This window comes from Mycobacterium sp. IS-1742 (assembly GCF_001500125.1).
Classification (GTDB): domain Bacteria; phylum Actinomycetota; class Actinomycetes; order Mycobacteriales; family Mycobacteriaceae; genus Mycobacterium.
Genome location: NZ_LQIV01000016.1, coordinates 1 through 13,670 on the forward strand (window position 1 = coordinate 1; position 13,670 = coordinate 13,670).

A 13,670-nucleotide genomic window follows, 5' to 3' on the forward strand; every position below is an offset into this window, starting at 1 on the left:
CGACCCAGCCGACCACGACGACGACCACGCAGCCGACCACCACGACCCAGCCGACCACCACGACCCAGCCGACCACCACGCAGCCGACCACGACCCAGCCGCCGGTGACCACCACGACGAACGCGGTGACGACGACGTACGTGACGGTGCCGTTCGTGCCGGTCCCGATCCCGATCCCGGTGCCCGGCAACTGAGCGGACGGCCGCAGTCCTTGCGTTTGTTCGACAGCGGTTCACAGCTTTGCTTAAGGTTGACCCGGGGTTGGGCGAATCAGCGGGGTGAGTGATGGATGCGCATGTGCGACTGGGGCTGAGCACTCCTGCGGGTGTGTTCGGTCTCGACGAGGTCGCCGCGACCAGCGCCGCCGTCGCCCGGCAGGTGGATTACATCCTCTGGTACGAGGATTTCGCCGCCCCACCGCCGGTGAGCGGGATCGCCAAGGTGGATGCCGCCGGCGCCACTGCGGTGATCACCTGGGAACCCTGGCTCTGGCGCACCGACGTCACGGCGGCCGGCGCGGCCACGATGTCCGGGATCGCCGAAGGCCGGCACGACGACCACCTGTTCGCGTGGGCGGCGGCCCTCGCGGTGACCGGCACGCCGGTCCACCTCCGGTTCGCGCACGAGTTCAACGGCGACTGGTATCCGTGGACGCCCGCCCAGGGCACGACCCCCGACGTCTACGTCGCCGCCTGGCGTCACACACACGACCTGTTCCGCCGCGCCGGCGCGACGAACGTGCGGTGGATGTGGTCGCCGGACGCGATGTCGCGCGGTGATCAGCCGCTGAGTGCGTGGTTCCCCGGCGACGACTACGTCGACGTGGTCGGTATAGACGGCTACAACTGGGGAACAACACGTCCATGGAGTCGATGGACACCTCCGGTCGAGCTCTTCGGCCCCGCCGTCACCGAGGTCCGCGCGCTGACCGGCCGGCCCATGATGCTCGCCGAGGTCGGCTGCGCCGAGGACGGCGGCGACAAGGCCGACTGGATCTCCGCGCTGATCGCCTGGGCGGCCGCCCAACCCGACGTCGGAGCGGTCATCTGGTTCGACCACGACAAGGAGACCGACTGGCGGATCACCAGCACGCCGGCGGCGACCGCGGCGATGGCAGACGCGCTGCGGGTGGTGACGCCGTGAACGCCGAGACGACGGTGTCGCCGTACGCCCTGCCGCCGGAGGTGGAGGACGAACGCGTCCGCTCCCTGGCCCAGCTCCACGTGCTCGACACCCCGCCGGAGGACCGCTTCGCCCGAATCACCCGGATGGCGCGCCACGTGTTCGGCATCCCCATGGCGGCCGTCGCTCTGGTCGACCGGGACCGGCAGTGGTTCAAACAGGTCGACGGCCTCGACATCGGCGTCAACCTGCCGCGCAGCAGGACGATCTGCCAGGCGACCATCGCGCGCAGCTACGAGCAACCCGACAATCCGGCGCTGATCATCGAAGACGCCGCCGCGAGACCGGAATTCGCGATGGTGCCGGGCATCGGGGAGCCGGGCGGCATCCGGTTCTACGCCGGCTACCCGCTGTACGGTCCCGGCGGGCATCCCGTCGGCACCTTCTGCATCTACGACACCGAACCCCGGTCGCTGACGGAGGCCGAACTCGGGACGTTCTTCGAACTGGCCTCCTGGGCGCAGCGCGAACTCGAACAGGCCGACGACATCGAGCGCGCGGCGGAGGTCCAGCGCCATCTGCTGCCGCGAGCGCTCGGCGACCTACGCGGCTACTCGGTCTGCGCGATGTGCCTGCCCGCCTACGCGGTCGGGGGCGACTTCTACGACCACTACCGGGTCGACGGCGGCGCGGTGTTCACCGTGGCCGACGTGATGGGCAAGGGTCTGGGCGCGGCGATCCTGGCCGCCAGCGTGCGCTCGGCGCTGCGGGGCGCCTCCCGCGCGGTCGACGAGGCCGCGTGCGCGATGGACCTCGAGGACGTCGTCAAGGCGGTCGCCGAACAACTCGCCGACGACCTGAGCAGGACGGATACGTTCGTCACGCTGTTCCACTGTCACCTCGACACGGCCACCGGGAGGGTGCACTACGTCGACGCCGGCCACGGCTTCGCCGTCGTGGTCCGCGCGGACGGCCGCGTCGACGGACTCGACAGCGTCGGCATCCCCCTGGGAGTGATGCCCGGCGCCACCTGGGATTGCGGCGAGGCGACGCTGGGCGAGGGCGACACCCTGATCGTCGCCTCCGACGGGGTGCTCGACCTCATCGGTGACGGCAGCGATGTGCGCCCTGCGCTGCGCTTCGTCGCCCACCACGCCGAACCGGCCGATCTGTGCGCCCGCGCCCGCGCGCTGGTCGCCGAGAAGTCACCGCTGGACGACGTCACTCTCGTGGCGGTGCGCCGAGAGCCGACCGCGTGAGGCATCACCTGCCCGACACCCCCACCGGGACGTACCCGTCGCCATGGCTGCGGCTGCTGATCCTCTGCACCGCCCTGCTGGGCGTCAACTACATCGTCTGGCGCTGGTTCGGGTCGATCAACTGGGCCGCGTGGTGGATTGCCGTGCCCCTGGTGATCGCCGAGACCTACAGCGTCATCGACTCGCTGCTGTTCGGGATGACGATGTGGAAGATGTTGCGACGCAACCCTCCTCCGCCACCTCCCGACGATGCGACCGTCGACGTCTTCATCACCACCTACAACGAACCGATCGAGATGGTGCTGGAGACCGCCGAGGCCGCCCAGCGCATCCGCTTCCCGCACTCGACGTGGATCCTCGACGACGGCGACCGTCACGAGCTGGCCGAAGCGGCGGCCGAACGCGGGATCGGCTACATCACCCGATCGTCGAGTTGGACCCCGGACAAACCGCGGCATGCCAAGGCGGGCAACCTGAACAACGCGCTGTTCGAGACCGACGGGGAGTACATCCTCGTGCTCGACGCCGATCAGGTACCCGACCCCGGCATTCTCGACAAGACGCTCGGCTATTTCCGCGATCCCTACATGGCGCTGGTGCAGACGCCGCAGTACTTCCACAACGTGCCGTTCAGCGATCCGCTGGGCAGCCAGGCACCGTTGTTCTACGGCCCGATCCAGCAGGGCAAGGACGGGTGGAACGCCGCCTACTTCTGCGGGTCGAACGCGGTGCTGCGCCGGGAGGCACTGATGCGCCTCGGGATTCGCGGGTACGTCCGCGCCGTGGAAGAAGGTGTCCGGCGGACCTTGTATGCGGCGCGGAAGATGATCAAGACCGCGCGCAAACAGCCCGGCGGGGACCAGCCCGAGGTGCAGGAGGCGCTCGAGTCGGTGCTGCAGGCGGTGCGCGACGCCCGCCGCCAACTGCGGGACAAGCGTGCCCTGGCCGACATCACCTTCGACTTTCAGCAGCGTGTCGATGCGGCGGCGCGCACGGTGGTCGACGCCGACGTCACCGCCATGCGGGCAGACCTCGAGGTCATCACCGCCCTGAGCGAAAGCCCCGAGACCACCGCCACGACAGTGGTGTTCGACGACGAAGCGCTGGAGTCGCTCGCCGGCCGGGAGTGGTCACCGCTCGGTGCGATCGAATCGATCGGCGCGATGATCCGTGCCGTCGACGTGGGCCGCGACGACGAGGCACAGCCCATGCTGCCGATGGCCACGATCTCGGTCACCGAGGACATGGCCACCTGTATGCGGTTGCACGCACTGGGCTGGAAGTCGGCCTACCACCACGAAGTCCTCGCCCGCGGCCTCGCACCCGACGACGTGCGCACCATGCTCACGCAGCGGCTGCGGTGGGCGCAGGGCACCATCCAGGTGATGTTGCGGGAGAACCCGTTCGTGCAGAAGGGGCTCTCGATCGGCCAGAAGCTCATGTACTGGGCGACGATGTACAGCTACCTGGCCGGGTTCGCCGCCCTGGCCTACATCGCCGCGCCCGCGATCTACCTGATCTTCGGCATCATGCCGGTGACCGCCTACAGCTGGGACTTCTTCGGTCGGCTGATCCCGTTCCTGCTGCTCAACCAGTTGATGTTCATCATCATCAGCCGCGGCACGCCGACCTGGCGGGGTCAGCAGTACAGCCTCGCCCTGTTCCCGGTGTGGATCCGGGCCTGCTACACGGCGTTTCTCAACGTGGTGTTCGGGCGGCCGCTGGGCTTCGCGGTCACGCCGAAGACACGGCAGGAGGCGACCGCGATCCCGTGGCACCTGGTGAAGTGGCAGCTGGCCGCGATCGTGATGCTGGTGGTCGCGTCGATCATCGGCATCGTGCAGTTGTACTTCGGCGCGATCTCCGTACTCGGTGTGGGCGTGAACCTCTTCTGGGTGCTGTTCGACCTGTTGATTCTCAGCGTGGTGTTTCAGGCGGTGCGATACCGCGGACACCAGGACGAAGGAGTGTGATGAGCAACTACCCGACCCGCACCACCGATTCCGGTGTGTTGGTGATCCGTCCGGAGGGGCGCCTGAACATGGTGGCCGCACCGGCGCTGCGCAAGCAGATCCACGAACTCGTCGACGGCGGCAGCGCCCGCGTCGTCGTCGACCTCAGCGCGACGGACTTCATCGACTCCTCGGGCCTCGGCGCTCTCATCTCCGGCCTCAAGGTGGCCAGGCAGGCCGGCGGCGACCTCCGGATCGCGGCGCCCACCAGGCAGGTGACCACCGTGCTCGAACTGACCAACCTCAATCGTGTTCTGAGCACCTATGATTCGGCCGACGGTGCGTTCGATGCCGACGCATGATCCGTCGGTGGTACTCGAGACCACGACGGGGCCGGACACGCTCGACGCGGTCCAGCGCACGCTCGACGCACTGTGGGCGGACCATGACATCGACGAGATGGTGCGCATCCACGTCGATCTCGCGGTCGGCGAGATCGCGGCCAACATCGTCGAGCACTCCGGCGGGGGTGACTCGGTCCGGTTGCGCATGGAGGTGACCCTCGACGCGGATGCGGTGCGCACGACCTTCTTCGACGACGGCCACCCCTCGCCGGTCGACCTCGACGAGGTCAGCATGCCCGAGGAGTTGTCGGACCGCGGTCGCGGTCTGGCCATCGCGCACCGGGTGCTCGACGAACTCGCGTACCGCCGCGACAGCGACGGGAACCACTGGACGCTGGTCCGCAGCCGCACCCCCTGATCGCCGACGTCGCATCTGCAAGAATCGAGCGATGTTGGTTCCCGAGAAGCCGGGGGGATTGCGGGAGCGCAAGAAACTGAAGACCCGCGCCACGATCCGGCGTGAAGCGCTGCGGCTCATCAAACAGCAGGGATACCACACCACGACCGTCGAACAGATCGCCGCGGCGTCCGACATCTCGCCACGGACCTTCTCGCGGTACTTCCCGACCAAAGAGGCCGTCCTGCTGTCGGATGACCAGATCGCCCCGATCATCGAGGCGTTCGTGGCCGCCCCCGCCGAACTGTCGGTCATCGACGCCTACCGGCATGCGGTCGAGACGACGTTCGGCGCGTTGAGCGATGACCAGCGTGAGGACGCCATCGTCGGGCAACGGTTGATGTACGAGGTGCCCGAGGCGCGCGGACTGCTCTACACCGAGTACATCCGGCTCATCGAGCTGATCACCGAGGCGCTGACCAAGCGTCCGAATCAGCCGGACGACCTGATCGAACGCCGCACGCTCGCCGGGGCGATCGTCGGGGTGCTGATCGCGGCCTCACACGACACCCCGCTGCCCGGCGATCCCATCTCGCAGCATCTGCGCATCCTCGACGAGAAGCTGAAATAGGCCCGCACACACGACGAGGGGCGCCCGTTCCGGGCGCCCCTCGTTGCGGTTGCCGCGTCAGCGGACGGTGACGTAGACGACGCGGTCGTCGTTGTCGTAGCGGACCGAGACGATGCTGGACTGGTCGAGCGGCTTGACCATGCCCTGGTGGTTGACCCGCACCGCGTAGCCGCGGTCGTCGAGCTGCTCGATGGTGTTCTGCGCGTTGCCCGGTCCGGCCGGGGCGGCCTGGGTGGGGGCGGCGAGCCCGAAGACGGCGGTGGCCAGTCCTCCGGCGATGATGGTGGCGAATCCGAGCTTGTTCATGTCCATCCCTCTTTCTTTCCCTCTGTCTCGTGGTGGTCTGATCTGGTAAACCCCCAGGTCAGGGATTTAATTCCGGTGGCAGTCATTGATCGACGAATGGCAGGATCGGTGCCCCGCACCGCTGACCGACCGGATGAACCCGCAGGTCAGGAAACGAAAGATCTTTGCCGAAATTGCATCATCAAACGACTTTGCCGCTATCGTCAGGTGACCACCGGCCGCGATGCCGAGGGAATTCCAGATGGCGTCGGGGGATGCATCTTCAAGGGGACAACGATGGATGCTTCGGCGTACGTGGGTCGTGTGGGCGGCTTGGCGGTGGCGTTGGGGGTGGGCGCCGCGGTGATGGTCGGAGCTCCTGGTACGGCGTTCGCCACGACCGGAGAACAGCCGTCGTCGCAGACGCCGTCCGACGAAAGCGCGAAACCTGCTGAGGGCGAGCAGGTTTCGGAGCCGCAGTCGAACCTCGACCAGAGCGAGGAGGGCGACCCCGAAGAGGGGGACGAGCCCGAGGGTCTCGAGGAGGAACCCGACGACGAGCCCGTCGTCGAGGAACCGGAAGTCGTCCAGGAACCGGTGGTCGACGAGCCGGTGGTCGAAGAACCGGTCATCGAGGAACCGGCGGTCGAAGAGCCGGTGGTTGAAGAATCCGCGGTCGAGGAGACCGTCGACGCCACCACCCTGCAGCGTGACTCACGCGACCGCGGGGGCGACGCGCCGCAAGCCCAGCAGGCACTGGAGCCCGAAGAGCCCGAAACCCTCACCGAGACCGGGAACCTCGCGCGCGCCGGCTTCGACGCGGAGGCGCAGAAGGTCGCCGTACCACCCGCCGACACGGCGCAGACCGTCCTTCTCGGGAACGTCGAGCAGGTGGTGCAGTCGGTGGTGCCGCAGGCCGGGGCGGCCGTCACGGCGTTCACCGCACCCAGTGCCGCCCGCAACTCGGCTCCGGTGATCAGCCGGCTGCTCGCCGCGTTCGGTCTGGGTTCGCTGCGCAATCTGCCGTCGCTGCCCACCCCGGCGTGGGCGCTGAGCGCTCTGATGGCGCTGGGCTCGCGGCGCGAACTCGACCGGTCGGTGACGACGCGGTCGGTCACGACGAGCAGCCCCACCGTGTCCCTTGCCGCCGCCGCGGCTCCGTACGACCCGGCGAAGGACTATGTGGTGACCCCGGTGTCCGTCAGCGGCAACACCGTCCGCATCACGAACGTCACCGGCCCGGGCGGTCTGAACAACACGATGACCCGCTTCGGGATCGGCGGCACCGACCTCGGGATCGTGTGGGACAACGGGATCAAGGACGATCCGACCACGGCGGTCAACGAACACCAGGTCCTCATCGCCTTCGGCGACACGTTCAGCAACCGCACCCCGGTCCGCACCGGCGTGTGGCGGATGAACACGCTGTTCCGCAGCACCGACACGATGCTGTCCAACGGTATGTACGTGGCCGACGGCATCCCGCACGACCCCGGCATGTACAGCGGCTCGCCGATGAGCGACCCGAACTTCTCGCGCGAGATCATCGGCAACTACCACTACGGCATCGGGCCCGAGGTGACGATGATCCCGACGGCGGCGATCTCGGTGCCCGGCGCGGGTAAGAACGGCGCGACCCGGCAGTACATCAACTACATGGCCGTGAAGAGCTGGGATTCGCCCGGCCGGTGGACGACGAACTACTCGGCCATCGCGTATTCCGACGACAACGGCCAGAACTGGACCGTGGTGCCGCAGTCGTCGGTACGTCCCGCGGCCGCGGGCCGCACGATCCTGCCGTTCGTCAACGGCGACCAGAACTTCCAGCAGGGTGCCTACGTCCGCAAGTACACCGTCGACCCGGTCACCGGTAAGCCGTTGAAAAATGCTGCGGGACAGGAGATCACCGACGGCTACATCTACTCCTACGGCACCCCGGCGGGACGCACGGGTACGGCGTACGTGTCGCGGGTCGCCGAAGCCGACATCCTCGACAAGACGAAGTACGAGTACTGGAACGGGACGTCGTGGACGCCGGGCAACCCGGCCGCCGCCAAGCCGATCCTGCCGTCGACGACCACCACGAGTTTCTTCGGGCTGGTCAAGACCACGACGTACCCCACGGTCAGTGAGATGTCGGTGCAGTACAACAGCTACGAGAAGAAATACATCATGTTGTACGGCGACAAGAACAACAACATCGTGATGCGCAAGGCCGATTCGCCGGAAGGGCCGTGGTCGGCCCCGATCACGCTGGTCACCGCGTCGAAGATGCCGGGGCTGTACGCGCCGATGATCCATCCGTGGTCGTCGACGGACAACGTCAGCGCCGAGGACCAGAAGTACCTGTACTGGAACCTGTCGACCTGGGACGACTACCAGGTCAAGCTGATGCGCACCGATCTGACGAAGGTGTAGCGCCACGGCCGCGGCGGACGACAATACGGATATGACGCGAAGGACGCTGGCCGCGCTGGCCGTCGGTGCCGCCGTGCTGAGTCTGCCGGCGACGACCGTGGCGCACGCCGCGCCGCCGGCGCCACAACCGGGTGCGGGGTGTGCCCCCGGGGTGGAGCGCGCGCTGTCGCACACCGCCGACGACACCGTCGTGCAGTGCAGCGCGGGCCGCTGGGAGGTGTACGCGGGACCGTACCCGTCGAGCGACCGCTGGTTCTCCGGCGGCGACGGTCTGGATCTGCACGGGCAGGGTATGCGCAACCCCGAGATGTTGTCGGGTCCCTGGACCGGGATCCCGCAGGACCCGGCCGCCCGCTGCCGCGCCGAGCAGGCCGCCGTGGTGAGCGCAGGCGAGGTGGGAGAACCCCAGGTCGCCGAGGGTGCGCCCGGCCAACCGCTGCGCTTCGAGGTGCTGCCGGTGATGTTCACGATCCATCTCAGCGGCGACTGTCTCTGGCAGGCCGGCTGACCGGCGGTCACGGGATCGTTGCCCGGGCGAACTTGAACCGCGCTCGCACAGCGGTATGGTCAGTCCGAATTGTGCAACCAGAGCGGGAAAGACCAGTGGACCTAGTACTCGGCGTGTCGGTGACCTCGACGGCGCTACGCTTCGTGCTCGTCGAGGGCGCGACAGGTGACGGCGCGACCGTCGACAGCGGAACGCTCGCGATGCCGGTCTCCGGCGACAGCCTCGACACGCTGGTCAGCGCGGTGTCCGGCGACGGCCCGTACGCCGCGGCGCCCGGGCACCGGCCGCTCGCGGTCGGTGTCACGTGGACCGACTCCGTCGCCGACCTGGCCGCCGCGCTGATGTCCGCCCTGACCGCCAGGGGCGCGCGGAACGTCGTCGCGCTCTCACCCGCGGAGGCTGCGGCCGCACTGAGCGCCGGACTCGGTGATCTGGCCGCCCAGAACGAAGTCGCCGTGTGCGTCACCGAACCCGACGCCGCGCTGCTCGCGGTCGTCACCGCCGACGCCGTGCACGTCGACCAGATCGCCCGCACGGACGCCGGCACGTTGGCCCGCCGGGTGCAGGAGACGGCCGACTCGACCGCGGTGTACCCCGAGGCGATCTACGTCCTCGGCTCGGCCGACGACGTCGACGCGGTGGTGGGCGCGCTCGCCGGTCAGGTGGCGGCTCCGGTGCTCTCCGCAGCGGAGGCGGACCTCGCGTTGGCGCGCGGTGCGGCCTTGGCGTCGGCACAGGGGTCCGTCGGGGTGGACGCCCCGCTGGCGCTGGCGCAGGTGCGCGGCGAACGGAGATCATGGCTGGGGTGGCGGGTGCCCGCGCTCGCCTCGGTGCTCGTCGCGGCCGTGGTCACGTTCGTGGTGTCGCTGTCGGTCGCGTTGGGCCTGGAGTTGACGCCGCAGATGCGGTCGGACGACGCGGCGACCCGACAGGTGGCCAGTGCCTCGGACCAGGCGAAGGCCGCCGTCGACGCACCGGCTCCCGAGGCGCTGCCGAAGGCGGCGCCGAAACCGGCCGCTGCGCCGCCTGCGCCCCAGGCGCCGCCGGCACCGCCCCCCGAGGCGGCCGTCCCCGTCGTCGACATCGCACCCGCGGCACCGGCCCCCGAGCCCGAGGTGGCCCCGGTGATCGAACCGGTCTACGCCGCACCCGAGGTGGCGCCGCCACCGGCGCCGGTGTACGTGCCCCCGGCCCCGCCGGTGTACGTGCCGCCCGCACCGGTCTATACCGCGCCGCAACCGGCATATGTGCCGCCCGCGCCCGTGGCCCCGGCGTACACACCGCCGCAGGCGGGCTACGTGCCGCCCGTCGCCCCCCAGCAGCCACGGTTACGCGACCGGATCATCGAGCGACTGCCGATCATCAACCGCTTCCACGAACCGCAGTATCCGTAACTAGGCGTCCTCGCGGCGGTCACGGCGGCGCAGCACCAACCCGGTCACACCGCACACCACTGCGATCGTCAGCGCGACGGTGGCGATGGTGAGCCCGGCGTGGCCCGCGGACGACTCCACTCCGAGCATCTGCGCGCGTCCCCAGGTGACCCACCCGATCAGAATCGCTTTGACGATCAGGATGAGCGAGACGATGCTCAACGCCGTGGCGGGCCGCATGGAACCGAGGGTAGGCGCGCCGGGCACTGTTAACGGGTCCGCGCCGCGGACCGATATGCCACATGGGGGGTTGTGACCGGGTCTTGGATCGTCTCGGTGAACGAGACGGCGGACCGATCCTGATGCGCGTGAGCGCTGGAAGGAAGACACGTATGAACCTCAAGAAAATCGGACTGACCGCCACCGTCGCCGGTGCCATGGGAGCCGCGGCACTCGGCCTCGGCGCAGGCACCGCACAGGCAGACCACGACGAGTGGTGGTGGGGGCCGGAGATCCCGCACGTCGGCGATTTCGTCGAGCTGCCGCCGCCCGGCCACATCGGGCAGATCACCCATGTGCCGCCGGGTCAGCTCAAGAAATGGGTTCCGGGTGCCCCGCCGCCCGGGCACTGGGGCTGGTAAGACCTCAGAAGATGGCCGCCTCGTCGTCGACGGGGCGGCCATCTCGTGTCTTGACGCCTGGTTCGTCACCTTTCCGTGACCTCGCCGTGACATAACGCGGGTTATTTCGTACAGTGCTGGGGTGGGTAAGCACTCGAAGCCCAGCCAGCACCGCCGGACATCGTCCTCGTCCCTGGTGCTGGCGTTGCTCGCAGCACCCGCGGCCGTGGTTCTCGCCGGCGGCGCCGACGTGCACCGCGATGCCGAAACCGCCGCCGCACCCGCCCCCATGCCACTGCCGCCGCCGCAACTCCCGCCGTACGACGTGCAGGTCGTGGCCTCGGGATCGATCGGCGGGCCGGCCGACCTGAAGGTGGCGCCACACGAGACGGTGTCGGTGGCCAACTGGAAGGTGGCCAACCGCGCCCAGTACCGGGCGCTGCCGGTCGGGGTCGCCCCCGAACAGGGGCTGCAGGTCAAGACGGTCCTGGCCGCCCGCGCGATCAGCGCGGTCTTCCCCGAGATCCAGCAGATCGGCGGCGTCCGCCCCGACGCCCTGCGGTGGCACCCGAACGGCCTGGCGATCGACGTGATGATCCCGAACCCCGGTAGCGCGGAGGGCATCGCACTCGGCAACCAGATTGTCGCGTACGTGATCAAGAACGCCGAGCGGTTCGGTATGCAGGACGCCATCTGGCGGGGCGTCTACTACACCCCCAACGGCCCGCGTGGCTCGGGTAACGGGCACTTCGACCACGTGCACATCACGACGACCGGCGGCGGATATCCCTCCGGTTCCGAGACGTATTTCCGCTGACGCAAATCTCAATTCGCGTCAATAAATAGCGATCTCTTTTTCGCGTCGTTTCGACGTCGACTCGGTACCGTGCACATTCATTTCCCTCGGTGAGCGTTATACAGACTCCGCACCGCAAACAGGGCGAGAGGGTCGAAAAATGTCATCAGCGGGCCGATCGGCAATATCGTCGTTGTTCGCATTGACGCTCGCCGCGGGGGCAGTGGGCCTCGCGCCGATATCACACGCGCAACTCGGTCCCGGTGGCTCGACGGTGTTGACGCTGGCGCCCGCGTTCAACGAGATGGCCTCCAATTGGCTGCGCGGGGAATTGTTCGCCGCCCCGAACGTGAAGGTCAAAGTGCCCTACACGAATTTCCCGAGTGCGACCAACACGCACAAGGGCGCGGACAAACTCAACGAGATGCTGCATGCATACCCGGGACCCAAGATCGTGGCCGGACACAGCCAGGGGGCGCAGGTGGCCGACGACTGGCTGCGGCGCTACGGTCCGACGAGCGACATCGACCCGGCCACCGTGCAATTCGTTCTCACGGGTGATCTGGAGAGCAAGTACAACGGTTGTGCGAACATCCCCGGCAGCGGCTGCGTCGCGGCCTACGGCGGAAACAACTTTCCCGACGACACCCCGTACACCGTGAAGGTGATCGCGCGTCAATACGACTACTTCGCGGACTGCCCAAACGACCTGTCGAATGAAACGGCCAAAAAGAACCGCAATGCCTCCCAGTTCGTCGGCGGTAAGGGCGAACTCAAGAGCGTGCACACCAATTACAGCAACATCGGTGTGAACGATCCCGGGAACAAGACATTCGTCGAAGGAAATGCCACGTACATCCTCGGCGCTCCGGCGACGTATTTCCTACCGATGGTGACGCAGAAATGGACGTCGAACGAGTCCAAAGTGGTGGAGGACGCTCAGTTGCGTCCGATCGTGGAAGCGGCCTACAACCGGCCCATGGAAGCACCACCGGCTCCATAGACCGGGCCGGATCGACCCGTTCGGGGGATATCGGCGGGTTTGGCACCCGAAAACGCGCGCTCTCCGTTTACGGTTTGGGGGTGCCAAACATGGATCGCCGTAACGCAATGATGATGTTCGGGTTCGGGGTGGCGGCTGCCGCACTCCCGGCCGCCCAGGCCGGGGCCCAGCCCGTGATCGGCGATGCCCCGCCCGGGCCGGGTGTGCCCGAGGCCGGCGTACCCGGTCTCCTGTTCTCCGATGAGTTCAACGGACCGGCCGGATCGCCTCCGAACCCCGCGTCGTGGTTCATCGTTCCGGCACGGGAGACCATTCGGAACCCCGTCGAATGGGACAAGCCCTTCAACATGGGCCGATACGTCACCGACCAGGAACACGTCTTCCAGGACGGGGCGGGCAACCTGGTCATCCGGGCCACCCGCGGGCCGGGCGCGAACATCCAGGAGAAGTACGCCAGCGCCAAGATCATCGGGAACTGGCGGGGCGGTGTGGGAACGACGTGGGAAGCCCGCATCAAGCTCAACTGCCTGACCGACGGCGCATGGCCGGCCTTCTGGTTGATCAACGACAACCCCGTGCGCGGTGGTGAAGTCGACCTGGTGGAGTGGTACGGCAACCGGGACTGGCCCTCGGGCACGACCGTCCACGCCCGGTTGGACGGCACGCAGTTCCAGACGCACAAACACCCCGTCGACGGGGACTGGCACACCTGGCGCATGACGTGGAAGCCCGAAGGCATGTACTTCTGGAAGGACTACGTGCCCGGTATGGAGCCGTTCTTCACCGTGCTGGCGAACTCCCTGCCGGAGTGGCCGTTCAACGATCCGGGCTACACGATGGCGCCGGTGTTCAACATCGCCGTCGGCGGCTCCGGTGGTCGCGAACCGGCCGGAGGCAACTATCCGGCGGAGATGCTCGTCGACTGGATCCGGGTCTTCTAGTCCCAACCCCGACACAATCGG

General features: G+C 68.0%; 16 protein-coding genes. 13 read left to right on the forward strand and 3 right to left on the reverse strand.

Annotation, left to right across the window (positions count from 1 at the left end):
- A partial coding sequence (locus tag AU196_RS25825; protein WP_059095266.1) for a hypothetical protein occupies nucleotides 1-190 on the reverse strand: 190 nt, incomplete at its 3' end.
- A 95-nt stretch (nucleotides 191-285) separates the two neighbouring features.
- On the opposite strand from AU196_RS25825, the gene AU196_RS11800 reads away from it, so the two are divergent.
- The 6 genes from AU196_RS11800 to AU196_RS11825 are packed head-to-tail and all read left to right on the forward strand — an operon-like array spanning nucleotide 286 to nucleotide 5,705.
- Nucleotides 286-1,143, forward strand: a complete 858-nt coding sequence (locus AU196_RS11800) for a glycoside hydrolase family 26 protein (protein ID WP_059095267.1) — start codon at nucleotides 286-288, stop codon at nucleotides 1,141-1,143.
- Nucleotides 1,140-2,381 (forward strand): PP2C family protein-serine/threonine phosphatase, encoded by a 1,242-nt coding sequence (locus AU196_RS11805; protein WP_059095268.1) that lies wholly within the window; start codon nucleotides 1,140-1,142, stop codon nucleotides 2,379-2,381. Before AU196_RS11800 ends, AU196_RS11805 begins: the two co-directional genes overlap by 4 nt.
- Nucleotides 2,378-4,354, forward strand: coding sequence for a glycosyltransferase (locus AU196_RS11810; RefSeq protein ID WP_059095269.1), 1,977 nt, complete (start codon nucleotides 2,378-2,380; stop codon nucleotides 4,352-4,354). Before AU196_RS11805 ends, AU196_RS11810 begins: the two co-directional genes overlap by 4 nt.
- Nucleotides 4,354-4,695: an STAS domain-containing protein gene (locus AU196_RS11815; protein WP_059095270.1), complete on the forward strand. Its 342-nt coding sequence runs from the start codon at nucleotides 4,354-4,356 to the stop codon at nucleotides 4,693-4,695. Before AU196_RS11810 ends, AU196_RS11815 begins: the two co-directional genes overlap by 1 nt.
- Nucleotides 4,682-5,095, forward strand: coding sequence for an ATP-binding protein (locus tag AU196_RS11820; protein ID WP_059095271.1), 414 nt, complete (start codon nucleotides 4,682-4,684; stop codon nucleotides 5,093-5,095). The genes AU196_RS11815 and AU196_RS11820 overlap by 14 nt, the downstream gene beginning before the upstream one ends.
- A 31-nt stretch (nucleotides 5,096-5,126) precedes the next feature.
- A complete protein-coding gene (locus AU196_RS11825) occupies nucleotides 5,127-5,705 on the forward strand; it encodes a TetR family transcriptional regulator (protein WP_059095272.1) in 579 nt (192 codons plus the stop codon).
- 57 nt (nucleotides 5,706-5,762) lie between these two features.
- Here AU196_RS11825 and AU196_RS11830 read toward each other — a convergent pair whose 3' ends face one another.
- Nucleotides 5,763-6,011: a hypothetical protein gene (locus AU196_RS11830; RefSeq protein ID WP_059095340.1), complete on the reverse strand. Its 249-nt coding sequence runs from the start codon at nucleotides 6,009-6,011 to the stop codon at nucleotides 5,763-5,765.
- Nucleotides 6,012-6,287: 276 nt separating this feature from the next.
- On the opposite strand from AU196_RS11830, the gene AU196_RS11835 reads away from it, so the two are divergent.
- The 3 genes from AU196_RS11835 to AU196_RS11845 all read left to right on the forward strand — a co-directional run bounded on the left by AU196_RS11835 (nucleotide 6,288) and on the right by AU196_RS11845 (nucleotide 10,310).
- Nucleotides 6,288-8,408 carry a glycoside hydrolase family 183 protein gene (locus AU196_RS11835; protein ID WP_059095273.1) on the forward strand — a complete coding sequence of 707 codons (2,121 nt, stop codon included), beginning with the start codon at nucleotides 6,288-6,290 and terminating at the stop codon, nucleotides 8,406-8,408.
- Nucleotides 8,409-8,439: 31 nt separating this feature from the next.
- The gene (locus AU196_RS11840; protein ID WP_059095274.1) at nucleotides 8,440-8,916 is read left to right on the forward strand and encodes a hypothetical protein; all 477 of its coding nucleotides are present in this window, start codon (nucleotides 8,440-8,442) and stop codon (nucleotides 8,914-8,916) included.
- A 95-nt stretch (nucleotides 8,917-9,011) separates the two neighbouring features.
- Nucleotides 9,012-10,310 carry a DUF7159 family protein gene (locus AU196_RS11845; protein ID WP_059095275.1) on the forward strand — a complete coding sequence of 433 codons (1,299 nt, stop codon included), beginning with the start codon at nucleotides 9,012-9,014 and terminating at the stop codon, nucleotides 10,308-10,310.
- Here the strand turns inward: AU196_RS11845 and AU196_RS11850 are convergent, their stop codons facing one another.
- Complete coding sequence (locus AU196_RS11850) at nucleotides 10,311-10,529, reverse strand: hypothetical protein (protein ID WP_059095276.1); 219 nt, start codon at nucleotides 10,527-10,529, stop codon at nucleotides 10,311-10,313.
- Nucleotides 10,530-10,681: 152 nt separating this feature from the next.
- Between AU196_RS11850 and AU196_RS11855 the strand changes: the two genes are divergently transcribed.
- From AU196_RS11855 to AU196_RS11870, 4 genes are all read left to right on the forward strand, one after another.
- Nucleotides 10,682-10,930, forward strand: coding sequence for a hypothetical protein (locus AU196_RS11855; RefSeq protein WP_059095277.1), 249 nt, complete (start codon nucleotides 10,682-10,684; stop codon nucleotides 10,928-10,930).
- A 121-nt stretch (nucleotides 10,931-11,051) separates the two neighbouring features.
- Nucleotides 11,052-11,726, forward strand: coding sequence for a VldE C-terminal domain-containing protein (locus tag AU196_RS11860; protein WP_197415770.1), 675 nt, complete (start codon nucleotides 11,052-11,054; stop codon nucleotides 11,724-11,726).
- 139 nt (nucleotides 11,727-11,865) lie between these two features.
- Complete coding sequence (locus AU196_RS11865; RefSeq protein WP_059095278.1) at nucleotides 11,866-12,708, forward strand: PE-PPE domain-containing protein; 843 nt, start codon at nucleotides 11,866-11,868, stop codon at nucleotides 12,706-12,708.
- Between the two features lie 89 nt (nucleotides 12,709-12,797).
- Nucleotides 12,798-13,649 carry a glycoside hydrolase family 16 protein gene (locus AU196_RS11870; protein ID WP_059095279.1) on the forward strand — a complete coding sequence of 284 codons (852 nt, stop codon included), beginning with the start codon at nucleotides 12,798-12,800 and terminating at the stop codon, nucleotides 13,647-13,649.
- Nucleotides 13,650-13,670: the final 21 nt, after the last annotated feature.

Excerpts from the sequence above, each read along its gene's own strand:
- AU196_RS11800 (WP_059095267.1), top strand. The coding sequence starts at position 286 with ATGGATGCGCATGTGCGACTGGGGCTGAGCACTCCTGCGGGTGTGTTC.
- AU196_RS11815 (WP_059095270.1), top strand. The coding sequence starts at position 4,354 with ATGAGCAACTACCCGACCCGCACCACCGATTCCGGTGTGTTGGTGATC.
- AU196_RS11820 (WP_059095271.1), top strand. The coding sequence starts at position 4,682 with ATGCCGACGCATGATCCGTCGGTGGTACTCGAGACCACGACGGGGCCG.
- AU196_RS11825 (WP_059095272.1), top strand. The coding sequence starts at position 5,127 with ATGTTGGTTCCCGAGAAGCCGGGGGGATTGCGGGAGCGCAAGAAACTG.
- AU196_RS11830 (WP_059095340.1), bottom strand. The coding sequence starts at position 6,011 with ATGAACAAGCTCGGATTCGCCACCATCATCGCCGGAGGACTGGCCACC.
- AU196_RS11835 (WP_059095273.1), top strand. The coding sequence starts at position 6,288 with ATGGATGCTTCGGCGTACGTGGGTCGTGTGGGCGGCTTGGCGGTGGCG.
- AU196_RS11840 (WP_059095274.1), top strand. The coding sequence starts at position 8,440 with ATGACGCGAAGGACGCTGGCCGCGCTGGCCGTCGGTGCCGCCGTGCTG.
- AU196_RS11850 (WP_059095276.1), bottom strand. The coding sequence starts at position 10,529 with ATGCGGCCCGCCACGGCGTTGAGCATCGTCTCGCTCATCCTGATCGTC.
- AU196_RS11855 (WP_059095277.1), top strand. The coding sequence starts at position 10,682 with ATGAACCTCAAGAAAATCGGACTGACCGCCACCGTCGCCGGTGCCATG.
- AU196_RS11865 (WP_059095278.1), top strand. The coding sequence starts at position 11,866 with ATGTCATCAGCGGGCCGATCGGCAATATCGTCGTTGTTCGCATTGACG.
- AU196_RS11870 (WP_059095279.1), top strand. The coding sequence starts at position 12,798 with ATGGATCGCCGTAACGCAATGATGATGTTCGGGTTCGGGGTGGCGGCT.